Genomic DNA, 15,885 nt, shown 5'->3' with positions numbered 1-15,885 from the left:
AAACCTATGGAAATATAGGAGTACAGTGTGTTTGAAAATTGGCACACATTTTGCAATATAAAAAGCAAATCGCTAAAAGAGGTGGAATATACAATGAAAACAAATTTTGCTAAGGTTAATCAAAATATTCCGGGTTCAAAAGCAGCTTCATTATTTGAACGCCGCCAAAATATCGTACCAAGAGGAGTAAGTAATGGAATTCAAACATTTGTACAATCGGCTCATGGAGCGCTTGTTACAGATGTGGATGGAAATCAATTTATCGACTTTGCTGGGGCAATTGGTACAATCAACGTCGGACATTGTCACCCGACTGTTACAGAGGCTCTTCATAAGCAAATCGATCAATATATCCATACAGGTTTTAACGTAATGATGTATGAATCGTATATTGAATTGGCAGAAAAATTAGCTGCGTTAGCGCCAGGTGCTTTCGATAAAAAAGTATTGTTTTTAAACAGCGGAGCTGAAGCTGTTGAAAACGCAGTGAAAATTGCTCGTAAGTATACGAAACGAACAGGGATTATTGCATTTACAAAAGGGTTCCACGGTCGTACATTAATGACGATGACAATGACAAGTAAAGTAAAGCCGTATAAGCATGGATTTGGTCCGTTTGCACCAGAGGTTTATAAAGCTCCATTCCCTTACGAATATCGTCGTCCAGCTGGATTAACAGAAGAACAATATGAAGATTTTATCATTGAAGAGTTTAAAAACTTCTTAATCACAGAGGTTGCACCAGAAAGTATTGCAGCTGTTGTGATGGAGCCTGTACAAGGAGAAGGCGGCTTTATCGTTCCTGGTAAAAAGTTTGTAAAAGAAGTACATCGTTTATGTGTTGAACATGGCATTTTGTTTGTTGCTGATGAAATTCAAACAGGATTTGGCCGTACGGGTAAATATTTTGCTATTGACCATTACGATGTAGTACCAGATTTAATTACTGTATCTAAATCGCTAGGAGCGGGTGTACCAATTAGTGGTGTAATTGGCCGAAAAGAAGTAATGGATGAGGCTGCACCTGGTGAATTAGGCGGAACGTATGCTGGAAGTCCATTAGGATGCAGCGCTGCGTTAGCTGTTCTTGAAGTAATGGAGAAAGAAAATTTAAATGAACGTGCTGTGCATATTGGAAAAGAAGTAATGGATCGTTTTCACCAAATGGCTGAAAAATACGAATGCATTGGTGATGTTCGCGGGTTAGGAGCAATGTGTGCCTTTGAATTAGTGAAAGATAAAGTAACGAAAGAGCCAGATAAAAAGTTAGCTGCAAATCTTACTGCAGAAACAAATAAGAGAGGTTTATTGCTATTAACGGCAGGCGCATATGGAAATGTCGTTCGCGTTTTAATGCCGCTTGTTATTACAGATGAGCAACTTGAGGAAGGGCTTAACATTCTTGAAGAATCGCTGCAAGCTTGTTATGGAAAAGTAGATAAAGCACACGTATAAGCTAAAAGTGTATTGAGCTTTCTTTAAAATATTCATTTTAAAAACTTGTTTGCAACTGTTCCAGTTCTCCCTGTTATATAATAATGACAAAGTATTATATATAAATTGGACGTGTTTGAATATCATTGATCCTCTAAGATGAACCGTTAATCTGTGATATTTCAAATGCTCTTTATCATAGCAGGGTTATAAAACTTTGAAAATATTTAAACTTCAGGGAGTGACTGGAATGGTGGCGGAAAAGGAACGAGTATTTATGGATTTAAAAGATGTATTTGAACATGCATTTGATGAGATTTTTGTAACAGATGAGAAAGGTATTGTTGTTCGTGTCAACAGCATGTGCGAAAGACATTACCAGTTACCAGCGGAGAAATTGGTTGGTAAGAGTGTAAAAGAGTTACAAAAGGAAGGGATTTTTTATCCGTCTGCAACACTTGAAGTCATCGAAAAAGAAAAGCCAATTGAATTAGTACAGACAACAAAGTCAGGGGAATATTTACATGTTCGAACACGGCCAGTTTTCGATGATCACGGTAATTTAAGAAGGGTCATTAGCTACTCACGTGATTTAACAGAGCTCTATCAATTGCGAAAAAAGGTAGAGGCAATGACGGATCAATTAAAAACGTATAAAAAAGAATTACGAGAAACATATGAGCATGAAGGGCTTATTTTTAAAAGTGCAGCTATGCAGAGGATAGTTGAAACGATAAAAAAAGTATCCGTAGTAGATAGCACGGTTCTTGTTTTAGGAGAAACAGGGGTTGGAAAAAGTAGATTAGTGCGCCATTTACATGAACTTAGCCATCGTAAAAATGAAATGTTTTATGAAATCAATTGCGCCGCTTTGCCAACAAATTTAATTGAATCTGAACTGTTTGGATATGCAAGTGGTTCTTTTACAGGTGCGCATCGTGAAGGGAAAAAAGGCATTTTAGAACTGGCTCATAAAGGGACACTCTTTTTAGATGAAATTGGGGAAATGCCTCTTGAAATTCAAGCGAAACTTTTACAAGTATTACAGGAAAAGACATTCCGTCCAGTAGGAGGAAGAGAATTAAAAAAAGTAGATGTGCGCATTGTAGCCGCAACGAATAGAAATTTGAAAGAAATGGTGAAACAGGGGACGTTTCGAAAGGATTTATATTACCGCCTTAATGTGATTCCGATTTATATCCCTCCTTTACGTGAGAGACAAGAAGATATTTTACCACTAGTCTATTATTACCTGCAGCATTTTAATGAGAAGTATGTGCGTAATGTGAAGCTATCTCCGCATGTATTACAAGCATTTTTAGAATATCCTTGGGAAGGAAATAACCGAGAAATAGAAAATGTGATGGAACGTGTTGTTATTACTGCAGATGAGCTTGTTACATTGGAAGACTTACCATTATCTATGCAAAATTCTACAATTGAACAATCCGGAAAAAGTTTGTATGAAATGTTAGAGGAAGTAGAGCGCAATATTATTTTGAAAACGTATAAAGCACATCAATCAAGTTATAAAGTAGCAGAGACTTTAAAAATTAGTCAGTCCGCAGCAACTAGAAAAATCAAAAAGTTTATTGGAGAAGAGCTTCTCGTTGGAGGAGAAGAAGGAATTTAAAAAAGTACCATTGCATTTGGATGTTTCTTTAGCAATTGGTACAGTAAATATAAAGGGGGATGAAAAGGTTGGATAAAAAAACAATGTCTATCAATTTAGATAAGAAAGCGATGTATATTAATGGGGAATTTGTTCATTTGCATGAACAAATTGAAATTAACAATCCGGCTACACAAGAAGTATTTGCTACTGTTCCAAAAGGTGGAGTAACTGAAGCAAAGCAAGCGGTAGATGCTGCACATGAAGCGTTTAAGACTTGGTCAAAGCTAACGGCAGCTGAGCGTGCGAACAAATTAAAAAAATGGTTTACGTTAATTGATGATCATAAAGAAGAAATTGCAGCTATTATGACAAAGGAACAAGGAAAACCATTCGCAGAAGCGCTTGGTGAAGTAAACTATGCGAATAGCTTTGTAGAATGGTATGCAGAAGAAGGGAAGCGTGTATATGGAGAAATGATTCCTGCTTCTCATCCTAATAAACGTATCCTTGTATCGAAACAGCCTGTTGGTGTAATTGCAGCAATTACGCCATGGAACTTTCCAGCAGCTATGATTACAAGAAAAGTGGCACCTGCATTAGCAGCGGGATGTACGGCGATCGTGAAACCAGCAAGCCAAACGCCATTAACGGCATTAAAATTAGCTGAACTTGCGCATGAAGCAGACATTCCAAAAGGTGTTTTAAATATCGTAACAGGAAGTGCGAAAGCAATTGCTGATACATGGATGAATGATGGACGTGTAAGAAAAGTATCCTTTACTGGATCAACGGAAATTGGAAAAGAATTGATGCGCAGTGCAGCTGAAACAGTGAAAAAAGTTTCATTAGAATTAGGTGGTCATGCACCGTTTATTGTAATGAATGATGCAGATTTAGATAAGGCTGTAGAAGCAGTAATCGGCTCAAAATTCCGTAATGCTGGTCAAACGTGCATTTGTACGAATCGAGTTTTTGTTCAAGAAGATGTGTATGGAAAATTCGTAGAGAAGTTCCAAACAGCTGTAGGAGAACTAAAGGTAGGTGACGGTTTTGCAGCAGGTACAACTGTTGGACCGCTTATTGATGAGTCAGCTGTTGAAAAAGTGCAAGAACATATAGAAGATGCGATTCAAAAGGGTGGAAAGGTACTTAATGGCGGACAAAAGATTACAGAATTAAATGGCCATTTTGTTCAGCCAACTGTAATCGGCGAAGCAAATGATGATATGTTATGTATGACAGAAGAAACATTTGGACCAGTTGCACCAGTTGCGAAATTTAAAACAGCTGAAGAGGTAATTGAGCGTGCAAATAACACACCATATGGCTTAGCGGCATATATCTTTACAACAAATATTAGCCAAGCCTTTCAAATTAGTGAGGCATTGGAATACGGAATTATTGGTTTAAATGACGGTCTTCCATCTGTTGCACAAGCTCCATTTGGCGGATTTAAAGAAAGTGGTATTGGCCGTGAAGGCGGGCACTTTGGAATTGAAGAGTATTTAGAAATTAAATATATTTCATTAGGTCTATAAAGTGAAGTTTCTATCGGTAGTGAGTGCTTAATGCCTCAAAATAACAGGATAAAAAAGAATCGCATCAACGAAACCGTTGATGCGATTTTTTTAGTACGCTTATTAAAACGCCCAGTTTCCTTTACGGAAGATTGGTTCATGTGTACCATCCGCTGTAATACCGTCAATATCTAGTTCAGCAGAACCAATCATAAAGTCTACGTGTGTAATACTAGAGTTTGCACCATTTTCTGCTAGTTCTTCTTTAGACATCGTTTTACCGCCGTCTAAGTTAAAAGCATAAGCATTACCGATTGCTAAATGGCAAGATGCGTTTTCATCAAACAATGTATTGTAGAATAAAATATTTGTATTAGAAATAGGTGAGTCGTGCGGTACTAATGCCACTTCTCCTAAGAAGTGAGAACCTTCATCTGATTCGACTAAATGTTTCAATGTTTCTTCGCCAACTTCAGCTTTGAAGTCTACAATGCGACCATTTTCGAATGTAAGCGTAAAGTTATCGATAACATTTCCTGCATAAACTAATGGTTTTTTACTTGTTACATAGCCGTTTACGCCTGTTTTTAATGGCATTGTAAATACTTCTTCTGTTGGAATGTTTGCCATGAATGGTACATCCTTTTCGTTAACGCTGCCAGCACCAACCCATAAATGCTTTTCAGGAAGTTCGATTGTTAAATCTGTTCCTGGCCCTTTATAGTAGAGTGCTTTATAGTGTTTGTCGTTTAAATTGTTTACTTTCGTATGTAAGTTACTGTTATGCTCGTTCCAAGCTTGAACAGGATTTTCTAAATCAGCACGAGTTGCTTGGAAAATTGCATCCCATAATTTTGCTACTTGTTCTTCTTCCGGTACATCAGGGAACACTTTTGCTGCCCATTCTGTTGTTGGAACAGAAATAACGCACCAGCTTACTTTATCAGTCATCATATATTCGCGAACTGTTTTCATTGCTTCTCCAGCTGCTCTATTTGCGCTAGCAATGCGCTTTGGATCTACACCTTTTAATAAATCAGGGTTTTCTGCGTAAATGGATAAAAATGCTGCCCCTTCTTTTGCTAGTTCTTCACGTGCATGCGCTTTCCAAGCAGGGAATTCAGAAAATGCTTCCTCTGGTGCTAAGTCGAATTTTAAACGTGTTAAATTTTCATCAACCCAATCGACATACACATGCTTTGCACCTGACTCATAAGCTTTCTTTGTAACAAGACGAACAAATGGAGCAGCTTCAATTGGTGCACTGATATTTAATGTTTGTCCCGGTTGAATATTTACTCCGACATTTACTGCTAGGGCAGCATACTTTTCTAACGTTTGTTTAAATGACATATATATTCTCCTTTGCGTAAATAGTTCTTATGTACATGATACATGAAAATTCTGAAAATATAAATAGAACCCGATTGGAATCGAGTTCTATTTTCTTATTTAATTGCCAGCCCAAACTGTTCCACAGTTGTTGAGTTATGAATACGGACACGTTTTATACGTAACAATTCATCTGGCTCGCCTTTTTCAATAAATTGACCAGGTTTTGTTGTTGTCGCAAATTGGTAATATTTTTTCGTTTCAGCAACAACATGGTCATTTACATGGCCAAATGGATAAGCAATAGCGATAACGGGTTTGCCAGTAATCTTTTCGAGTTTTTCCTTCGAGTCTTTTAGCTCTTCTTCATAGTTTGTAATTTTCGGCAAATCGGCATGCGTTGCTGTATGAGATTGAACAGAAAAAATGCCGGAATCAATCATTTCTTTTATATCTGCTGTAGATATTGAGCCTTCTGTATCGATGGAATTGACAATTACATATTCTGTCGCGGTTGGCTTGAACTTATCATCTTTAAGCCTTTGTAAAATATGAAAGGCATTCATATTATTTTTCATACCATCATCAAATGTAACAAAAATTGGTTTGTTGACTTTGTTAATGTCACTCCAGCGTTCAAAGGTTAACAATGTATAGCCGTTGTCTTTCAAATATTGCATCTGCGCTTCAAAGTTAGCAGGAGATACAAACAGATCTTTTAGGCCATTGCCCTCTTTATAATCATCAATCGCATGATACATTAGAATTGGTGCATATTGCTGGAATACAATTGCCGATGTTGCAAGTGGAATGGTTTTCCCATCTTCTTTTACACCGATTGCTTCAATTTGATATTCGCCGCGCTTTCCTTCAAATTCTTTTAAATCAAACGGTAAAGAAAAATGGTTCTCTTTTTCTTTAGAAGAAAATGTTTTTGCACTCTCTTTTCCGTCAGCAGTGCGCCAAATTTTATAGTGTACTTCTGTAAGGGGATCTTTTACATCTTTTGTATATATAACGGTATTTGTTGATTCGTATGTAATCGGATTCCATGAAATAGTTCCTTGTGGCTGCACTTTCTCTTCTGTTTGCTGCTTGAAAGTCGTTGTTTCTTTTTTCGGTTCTGTTTGAGCCGTATTACTACAACCAGAGATGAACAGAGTAGAGAGTAGTATAGTAGAAATGTATTTTTTCATATAATAAGCATCCTTTAATCAAATTGTATAAGAAGAGGCTGCTAACAGCCTTAAAATATGTAAATCCATTCTAATTTTTCCACATATGAGTCGCTGCTATGCACAGCAAAACATAATCTGCACTTGTTTTCTCCCTTTGTTTTCACTCCTGCATGTGGCGGGAAAAGACCTTAACAGCTTCTAGGCATGGCCAGATGCTCTCGCCCACCTAAAAAGAAAGGGGGTTTTATGTCGGTTTTCCAATTTGCATTTATATAATTAATTGCGCTCTCTTACCAATGCTGTAAATTGCGCCATTGATGTGTTAGGTCCGACAAAATGGCGTTTAATTAAATATTGTTCGTTCGGTAAACCTTTTGTCATATGGTTGCCATGATCTGTTGTTACTGCAAATTCGTAATATTTTTTTGTTTCTGCAACAGCTTGATCGTTATAAGAGCCTACTGGATATGCGAGAGCAATTATTTTCTGACCAGTAAGACTTTCAATTTTCTCTTTTGAAACGCGTAATTCTTCATCGTAATTGTTTGAATAAGCCATCATAGCATGAGTAGATGTGTGCGATTGTATGGAGAAAATACCAGAATCTACCATCTGTTTGATTTCATCTTTTGAAAGACGATTTGGTGCATCAATATCATTGGCAACGATAAACTCTGTCGCTGCTGGCTGGAATTTGTCATCTTTTAAACTTTGTAAAATATGAAGGGCATTCATATTATTTTTTCGCCCGTCATCTAACGTTATAAAGATAGGTTTATTGACACGATTTATATCGTTCCAACGTTCAAATGTCAGCATTGTATACCCGTTATCTTTTAAATATTTCATATGTGATTCGAACTGTGCTGGCGGTACATACAAACCTAACTCACCGTCACCTGGTCCAGAGTATTTTTCAATCGCATGATACATTAGAATTGGTACAGATTGTTGAAAGGTAATTGTAGATTTAGCAAGAGGTACTTGTGTGCCATCTTCTTTTAATCCTGTTGTTTCAATTTGATATTCCCCGCGTTTCAAATTGAAGGCTTTTAAGTGGAATGGCAAAGCAAAGTTATGTTCTTTTTCTTGAGATGAAAATGTTTGTTTGCTTTCAGGGCCATCAGCGGTGCGCCAAACGTGGTATTGTATTTGTTTAAACGCATCTCGTAAATTATTCATATAGAGCACAGTATTTTTTGCATCAGGTGCAAATGGCTCCCATGTTATGTTCCCTTGCGTTAAGGGAACATCTACTGTTTTTGCTTCAACTTTTTGCGGTTCCACCTGTTTCTCAGCAGCTGCATCTTTTTTCTGTTTATCACCAGTTACACTAGTGTTGCAGCCTGTGAGAATGGTAGAAGAAAGTAAAGCCATTAGTGCATATTTTTTCATCATATCCATCCTTCTATTGTGTATTATACCCTTGTTAATCATATCACTCTCATATATAGAGGGAAATATCCTTTTTTGGTTAATTACGACAAAAATACTGTATTTTATTAGCTTATCCCGCATTAATGGGCAGTAAGACCCCACCTCAAGATTTAGAGAAAAGCGAGAAAGATAGGTGGGGGACAACTGCCCGTAAAAGCCCGATTGGTTCAACTAACCATCAGTGGGGGATGAAAAAAACCCCCACTGATGGAAGTTTCACTTTATGAACAATATGTAAAATTTTTGTGAAGAAAACAAAAAGCAGCTCCCTATTTTAAATAGGGAGCTGCCTGCATAGTTAAATGAATAACCCTGCAATTGTTGCAGATAAAATAGAAGCTAGCGTCGAAGCACAAAGGAGCTTCCATCCAAAGCGTGATACAATGCGCCCTTGTTTTTCAGATAGGGCACGAATTGTACCGACAATTGCACCGATTTGACTAATGCTTGCAAAACTGATTAAGAATACTGTAACAATCCCAACTGTGCGCGGGGATAATGTATTCATGATGTTCTTTAAATCTAGAATAGCAACGAATTCGTTTAATGCAATTTTTGTCCCCATAATACCGCCGGCAGAAATCACATCGTGTGCTGGAATTCCCATTAAGAATGCAAACGGTGAAAGAATGTAACCGAAAATTTGTTGTAGTGTAATTTTATGACCAAGTGCGCCTGATGCGTAAGAAATCACGAAGTTTACAACTTCCATTACACCAATAAAAGCAATCATTAATGCCGCAACAATTCCGGCTACTTTTAAACCGTCTAATGCACCGTTAATCAACGCATCGATTAAGCTGCTGCCAAAAAGATTTTTATCGAACTTTTGCAGTTTTTCATCTTCTTGCGCCGTATCAACTGGTGTTAATAGTGAACAAACAATTAGACTAGAGAATAAGTTCAGCGGCAGGGCCACTAATACGTATTTTGTATCTAACATCATCACATAAGATGCTGTGACAGAAGCAGATACAGAGCTCATTGCTGAACAGCAAATGATAAACATACGATTTGCATTAAAATGCTGCAGGTCATTTTTAATAACAAGTAACGCTTCACTTGATCCAAAGAAGACAGAGTTCACAGCGTGGAACGATTCCACACGCGGCAGGCCTGTAATTTTCGAAATCGCACCGCCAGCAACGCGCACGATGAAAGGTAAAACGCCAAGATAACTAAAAACAGAAAGTAGTGCGGAGAAAAAGATGATAATTAATAATACATTGAAGAAAAAGACAAAATCTTTATGAATTCCGTTAAATAAAAAGTCTACACCTGTAGTACCAAGTTGAATCAATTTATTAAAGACTTTACCAATGAAAACAATGATTTGCTGACCAATTTTTGTTCCAAATACAAACCAACCAATTAAAATTTGGAAAGCAAGCATAATAATAATAGCGCGGAAATTAACTTTTGCTCTGTTGTTGGAAAAAGCAAAACAAATTCCTAATACGGCAAGAATGCCAATGATACTCATCACATATTGCACAAAATTTGCTCCTTTCAGATGTTGTTATTTTGTAAGAAATAGAGAAGTTAATCTCGAAGTTTTTAAGTCATACGTATGATGTCTGACTTTTAAAATGAAAATAAAAAAAGACCCATACAGATCCACTTCCTTCTATGCGAGAAAGCTAATCAATATGAGTCTTTATATACACAAAAAAGCTAATATTCATTAGTTTTCCCCATAGTCCAGCAATTTCCGGTTGCCGGGTAGAGACTCTCGATCCATATCATCAAGTATATATGAGGTAACACCATCCGTATTGAATTAGTAGTAGCGTAACATTAAGCGACAAAATTCGTCAATAGCTTTTTTTCTTCCAATGGCTAAAGAGCCTTGGAGTATGGTAAAATGTAACGCAGTGTGATGAAAAAGAGAGGTCGGAAAATGAGTAATAAAATGACACCACCAGTTGAAAAAAACGAGTTTATAGATGTAGTGTTTGAAGATTTAACACATGACGGTGCCGGTGTTGCGAAAGTAGATGGCTATCCTATTTTCGTGAAAAACGGATTACCAGGTGAAGAAGCACAAATTAAAATTATTAAAGTGAAAAAGAATTTTGCTTTCGGTCGTTTAATGAAGCTTCATAAAGAGAGCCCATATCGCAAAGAGGCAGAATGTCCAGTATATAACCAGTGCGGCGGTTGTCAGCTTCAGCACTTAACATATGAAGGACAACTGCAAGCAAAAGAAAAACAAGTGCGTGACGTTATGCAGCGCATCGGTGGACTGCATGATGTACCTGTTCACCCTGTCCTTGGCATGGAAAATCCATGGATATATCGAAACAAAGCACAAGTGCCAATTGGAGAACGTGAAGGTGGACTTGTCGCTGGTTTCTACCGCCAAGGAACGCATGACATCATTAATATGGAAACATGTTTAATCCAAGCGGAAGAAAACGATACATTAATTCAAGAAGTAAAACGCATTTGTGAGAAACACGGCATTACGGCGTACAACGAAGAGCGTCATAAAGGAACACTTCGTCACGTAATGGCTCGCTACGGACAAGTTACAGGCGAAATCATGCTTGTCTTTATTACACGTACTGCAGAACTTCCAAACAAAAATGCAATCATCGAAGAAATTACAGCGAAATTCCCAAGTGTAAAATCCATCGTTCAAAATGTAAACAACAAACGTACGAACGTAATTTTCGGCGACACAACGACAGTCCTATACGGATCAGAATATATTTATGATTTCATCGGCGATATTAAATTTGCCATTTCAGCACGTTCATTCTATCAAGTAAACCCAACGCAAACGAAAGTACTGTACGACAAAGCGCTTGAGTACGCAAAATTAGATGGAAATGAAACAGTTATCGACGCTTATTGCGGCATCGGAACAATCTCCTTATTCCTAGCGCAAAAAGCAAGAAAAGTATACGGTGTTGAAATCGTCCCAGAAGCAATCGAAGACGCAAACCGAAACGCAGAACTAAACAACATAACAAACGTTGAATTTGGCGTAGGCGAAGCAGAAGTAGTCATTCCAAATTGGTACAAACAAGGCATCATCGCCGACACAATCGTAGTCGACCCGCCGCGTAAAGGCTGTGATGAAGCACTACTAAATACAATCATCGACATGAAGCCAAAGCGTGTTGTATACGTATCATGTAACCCAGCGACACTTGCACGCGACTTGAAGATTCTTGAAGAAGGTGGATATAAGACGCAGGAAGTGCAGCCTGTGGATATGTTCCCGCATACGACGCATTGTGAAGCGGTCGCGTGGTTGGAGTTGGTATAATAGAAAAGCAGTTGATATAGAAAAAATCTATACCATCTGCTTTTTTGTTTATAAAAATACCATTCAGGACCGATTTTAGTTAAAATAAACATTGCCGATTTTCACAATAGTTTTTCACAAATTATAAATGTCCAAATGTACTTGTGTTTGATAATAAGTTATTAAGCATGATATAAGTGTAAAAGAAGTGGAACATTTGGCTTTATCCCGCATTAACGGGCAGTAATACTCCCACCTCAAAATTCGGTGAAAGCAAAGAAGTTAGGTGGGAGATAAACTGCCCGTAAAAGCCCGATTGGTTCAACTAATAATCAGTGGGGGATGAAGAAAACCCTCACTGATTAAAGTTTCACTTTATATTTTTTGACCGAGAGTTTGAAGTTGTATCCATAGTGAGAGGATTTGAGTTTGAAATGATAGATAATTTTTGGCGTGATTTACCACGACCATTTTTTGTACTTGCACCAATGGAAGATGTGACAGATGTTGTTTTTCGTCACGTAGTAAGTGAAGCCGGTCGACCGGATGTATTTTTCACAGAGTTTACAAACTCGGATAGCTATTGTCATCCAGAGGGTATGAAAAGTGTGCGTGGCCGTTTGCTTTTTACAGAAGATGAACAGCCAATGGTGGCACATATTTGGGGGGATAATCCCGAATATTTCCGTCAAATGAGTATTGGCATGGCAGAGCTAGGATTTAAAGGCATCGATATTAATATGGGCTGCCCTGTACCGAATGTGGCATCGAGAGGGAAAGGTAGTGGCCTTATTCTGCGTCCAGACGTTGCGGCAGAACTTATTCAAGCAGCAAAAGCGGGCGGACTGCCTGTCAGCGTGAAAACACGACTTGGCTTTAAGGAGCTAAATGAGTGGGAGGAGTGGTTAACGCATATTTTAAAACAGGATATTGCGAACCTTTCTATTCATTTACGTACAAGAGAAGAAATGAGCCAAGTAGATGCGCATTGGGAGCTAATTCCGGAAATCAAAAAATTACGTGACCGCATCGCACCAAATACGCTACTAACAATCAATGGAGACATTCCTGACCGTCAAATCGGGCTGCAGCTTGCTGAAAAATATGGTATTGATGGTGTTATGATCGGGCGAGGTATTTTTAAAAATCCTTTTGCTTTTGAAAAAGAGCCAAAAGAGCATACCAGTAAAGAACACCTTGATCTTTTAAGACTGCAGCTTGATCTTCAAGATCAATATGCGGAAGTACTACCACGTTCAATCACAGGGCTTCATCGCTTTTTCAAAATTTATGTCAAAGGATTCCATGGAGCTGCTGAATTAAGAAATCAATTGATGAGCACGAAATCAACAGATGAAGTGCGTGCATTGCTTGATAAATTTGAAAAGAGTGTTGATGAGACAGATGACAGTGGAATGATGTAACCCTCAAAAAGTTAGAGAAAAAGTGAATCACATCAACTTATGTGTATTTATTTTGTTCAGTTTCGAGTTCCTTTGCAGACGGCAACTTTTGTTTTGGTAAGGTCTGTTTTCTGAAAGAAGAAGGTCTTAAGAATGTAATAAACCCACCAGCACCCTTGTGTTGCCACATACACTCTGTACATGTAGAGTGTGTAGCTTGGTTGAGTTTAAAATAAGCGTAGAGCTGGAAAAGAACAGTGTATTTGAGAAATCAAAGCACTGTTTTTTCTTTTAGTTAATGTTATGAGGGAAATCTTTTTATAAGCATACAACAAACACGTAAGAGATCTATAGATACAATGATGGAGAAAAGTTCGGGTAAGACTATAAAACCTATCTTTAAAATGTTAAAGTATTAATTTAGCGGATATTAACTAAAAGGTTATATTAAACATGATAGTTTAAAGCATGTTAGAGGATAGACTTTAACAGCCGTATAAATAATCAACATTTTAGGAGGACTAACAATGGCAATGAGCAATAATGATATATTAAAAAGAGTAAGATATGCTATGGATATAAAAGATATAGATATGGTAGAGATATTTAAACTTGGTGGCATTGAAGTAACGAAAGAAGAAGTAGTTGATATGCTTACAAAAGTAAAGAAAAGTCCCCAGCATGAAGCTGAAAATGCTGATGTAGTCGAAGATGATTACGTATTAACATGCGATATGATGATGTTAGAGTCATTTTTAAATGGATTTATTACTTTAAAAAGAGGAAAGCAAGATCCGAAACCAGGGCAACCAGCTGGACAAGCGATGCCTTTGCAGAGTAATGAGAGTGCCAATAACCTTCTTCTAAAGAAAATGAAAATAGCACTTTCGTTAACGAGTGAAGATGTGCTTGATATATTAGACAGCGTAGGAGTTAAGGTGACAAAAGGAGAGTTAGGCGCTCTATTAAGAAAAAAAGGCCATAAAAATTACAAAGAGTGCGGCGATAGATACGCAAGGAATTTCGTAAAGGGATTAGCTGTAAAGTATAGAGGATAAGGAATAAGCATTGTAACATTTATGTTAAACAGTAAATGATATAATAGATAGAGTAGGGAGTTTGTAACCTACTCTTTTTTATTTGTAAAAATAACAAGAACAAATACGCTAGGTGATGAAATGGTACATACATATTTAGGTGAGACAATTAATTTTCATATAAATTATAAGAAGAAAAAATCTGTACGTATTTATGTAGATTCGTACGGAAATGTTGAAGTACAAGCTCCGAAAGGAACGCCTGTTGAATACTTAGTCCAATTGTTAGAGGAGAAATGGGATTGGATTCAGAAAACACGTAAGGAAATGCAGGAGCGAGTGCGTGGTCCTCAGGAAAAAGCTTATGATCAAGGAGAGGGCTTTCTATATTTAGGGAACACATATCCGATACAGATTTCTCAAGATGCAAGTATTGAGCAAGATAACGCAGTGTTTGAGGGAGATAAGCTACATATTTATGTGAAAGAGCTTAAGAATGAGAAAATACAACAAGCTTTAAAACGATTTTACTATAAGCAGTGTAAGGCATTAGTAGAGAAGAGTATTAAATCGTATCAAAGTAACTTTAAAACAAAACCACGGTCCATTCGTATTACAGATAGTAATCGTACGTGGGGCACTTGTGATTCAAATCTACAGTTAACGTTTAATTGGAAGCTAGCAATGGCACCTCAGCAGGTGATCGACTATGTAGTCGTTCATGAAATGTGCCATATGGTCCATCTAAATCATGATCGATCCTTTTGGCGCCTTGTTGGGAAAATAATGCCTGATTATAAGGAACTGGAAAACTGGTTGGCATTATCAGGCTGGAAAATGACTGTTTAGCAGTGACATAGTTGGAGCGATTACTATTGCACTACAGTTTTAGTTTATAATTGCTTCTTCTCTTATAACTGAACTCACAAACATCTCATTGTATTGCCGTATACACTCCGCGTATGTGGAGTGCGTGGCGCAACTTATTTTAAAAACTAAATAATATAAAGAAGGCAACGTCCCTTTATTGGTACGTTGCCTTTACACTTCTTTTAACGGATTTGCAAAATTGTAGTGTATTTCAATACTACCATCAATTCGATATTCAATTTTATTTACAAAAGTATGGAGCATTTTGTTTGTAAGCTCTTTTAACGACAAGAATTCTTTTAAAGTATCTTTTAAGGCCAGAACATAGTCCTCTTGTACAATTTCCTCAATTTAAGAGTTTAGATTTATTATTTGATTTTGAAAATCCGAAATTTTTACCATTATCATTTCTCTCAGTTCTTCAAGCTCTTCTTTCGAAATTTCTTCTTCAACAAATAAATCGTAATATTGTAGCTTTTTTTGGTTTAGATTTTTTAATTTAATTTCAATCGAAGAAATTAAATTCATAATAAGCTTTCTTTTGATTTTGAATTGTTTTAGAAGTTCTGTGTTAAAGTGGGGCATTTTTAGTTCTTCAAAAAGGATTGATAAATCATTTAATATAGTTTCACTTAGCTGCTTTTCTTTAATCGCTTTTGATTTTCGCAAAAAACAGATCCATGTTTAATGTTTCCGCCGCAACGATATCCTTTTTGATTTGCATTATACCACATACCTCTTTTACATTCAGCACAGAATAGTACATTCGTAAAAAGATTACTTTTATCTAGTTTAGTGTTGACATA

At 37.1% G+C, this 15,885-nt stretch carries 13 protein-coding genes and 1 riboswitch; of the genes, 7 read left to right on the top strand and 6 right to left on the bottom strand.

Annotated elements, in window-relative coordinates; translation table 11 throughout:
* Positions 1–93: 93 nt before the first annotated feature.
* From gabT to LRP84_RS07625, 3 genes are all read left to right on the top strand, one after another.
* Entirely contained in the window at positions 94–1,455 is a 1,362-nt protein-coding gene (gene gabT, locus LRP84_RS07635; RefSeq protein ID WP_230574538.1) for a 4-aminobutyrate--2-oxoglutarate transaminase, read from the top strand.
* Positions 1,456–1,684: 229 nt separating this feature from the next.
* Positions 1,685–3,067: a sigma-54 interaction domain-containing protein gene (locus LRP84_RS07630; RefSeq protein WP_230574537.1), complete on the top strand. Its 1,383-nt coding sequence runs from the start codon at positions 1,685–1,687 to the stop codon at positions 3,065–3,067.
* 110 nt (positions 3,068–3,177) lie between these two features.
* A complete protein-coding gene (locus LRP84_RS07625) occupies positions 3,178–4,587 on the top strand; it encodes an NAD-dependent succinate-semialdehyde dehydrogenase (protein ID WP_437438768.1) in 1,410 nt (469 codons plus the stop codon).
* A 102-nt stretch (positions 4,588–4,689) separates the two neighbouring features.
* On the opposite strand, the gene LRP84_RS07620 is transcribed toward LRP84_RS07625, so the two are convergent.
* From LRP84_RS07620 to LRP84_RS07605, 4 genes are all read right to left on the bottom strand, one after another.
* On the bottom strand, positions 4,690–5,919 hold the full coding sequence (locus LRP84_RS07620; protein WP_230574535.1) for an aminopeptidase: 1,230 nt from the start codon (positions 5,917–5,919) through the stop codon (positions 4,690–4,692).
* Between the two features lie 95 nt (positions 5,920–6,014).
* Positions 6,015–7,094 carry a polysaccharide deacetylase family protein gene (locus LRP84_RS07615; protein ID WP_230574534.1) on the bottom strand — a complete coding sequence of 360 codons (1,080 nt, stop codon included), beginning with the start codon at positions 7,092–7,094 and terminating at the stop codon, positions 6,015–6,017.
* 258 nt (positions 7,095–7,352) lie between these two features.
* Positions 7,353–8,471, bottom strand: a complete 1,119-nt coding sequence (locus tag LRP84_RS07610; RefSeq protein ID WP_230574533.1) for a polysaccharide deacetylase family protein — start codon at positions 8,469–8,471, stop codon at positions 7,353–7,355.
* 340 nt (positions 8,472–8,811) lie between these two features.
* Positions 8,812–10,008 carry a NupC/NupG family nucleoside CNT transporter gene (locus tag LRP84_RS07605; RefSeq protein WP_230574532.1) on the bottom strand — a complete coding sequence of 399 codons (1,197 nt, stop codon included), beginning with the start codon at positions 10,006–10,008 and terminating at the stop codon, positions 8,812–8,814.
* A 182-nt stretch (positions 10,009–10,190) separates the two neighbouring features.
* Positions 10,191–10,292, bottom strand: a riboswitch (purine riboswitch).
* 121 nt (positions 10,293–10,413) lie between these two features.
* On the opposite strand from LRP84_RS07605, the gene rlmD reads away from it, so the two are divergent.
* The 4 genes from rlmD to LRP84_RS07585 all read left to right on the top strand — a co-directional run bounded on the left by rlmD (position 10,414) and on the right by LRP84_RS07585 (position 15,058).
* Complete coding sequence (gene rlmD / locus LRP84_RS07600; RefSeq protein WP_230574531.1) at positions 10,414–11,790, top strand: 23S rRNA (uracil(1939)-C(5))-methyltransferase RlmD; 1,377 nt, start codon at positions 10,414–10,416, stop codon at positions 11,788–11,790.
* 413 nt (positions 11,791–12,203) lie between these two features.
* Positions 12,204–13,193, top strand: a complete 990-nt coding sequence (locus LRP84_RS07595) for a tRNA dihydrouridine synthase (protein ID WP_230574530.1) — start codon at positions 12,204–12,206, stop codon at positions 13,191–13,193.
* 506 nt (positions 13,194–13,699) lie between these two features.
* Positions 13,700–14,230: a YehS family protein gene (locus tag LRP84_RS07590; RefSeq protein WP_035437731.1), complete on the top strand. Its 531-nt coding sequence runs from the start codon at positions 13,700–13,702 to the stop codon at positions 14,228–14,230.
* Positions 14,231–14,350: 120 nt separating this feature from the next.
* A complete protein-coding gene (locus LRP84_RS07585; RefSeq protein ID WP_230574529.1) occupies positions 14,351–15,058 on the top strand; it encodes a M48 family metallopeptidase in 708 nt (235 codons plus the stop codon).
* Between the two features lie 372 nt (positions 15,059–15,430).
* On the opposite strand, the gene LRP84_RS07580 is transcribed toward LRP84_RS07585, so the two are convergent.
* Together LRP84_RS07580 and LRP84_RS22550 are read right to left on the bottom strand one after the other, a co-directional pair.
* Positions 15,431–15,748, bottom strand: a complete 318-nt coding sequence (locus tag LRP84_RS07580; protein ID WP_230574528.1) for a hypothetical protein — start codon at positions 15,746–15,748, stop codon at positions 15,431–15,433.
* Positions 15,712–15,813 carry a hypothetical protein gene (locus tag LRP84_RS22550; protein ID WP_367890486.1) on the bottom strand — a complete coding sequence of 34 codons (102 nt, stop codon included), beginning with the start codon at positions 15,811–15,813 and terminating at the stop codon, positions 15,712–15,714. The genes LRP84_RS07580 and LRP84_RS22550 overlap by 37 nt, the downstream gene beginning before the upstream one ends.
* Between the last annotated feature and the right edge of the window lie 72 nt (positions 15,814–15,885).

Source organism: Bacillus rhizoplanae, from assembly GCF_917563915.1.
Classification (GTDB): Bacteria; Bacillota; Bacilli; order Bacillales; family Bacillaceae_G; genus Bacillus_A; species Bacillus_A rhizoplanae.
The sequence above is the reverse complement of the archived record's forward strand: the minus strand, read 5'-3'. Positions and strand labels throughout refer to the sequence as shown.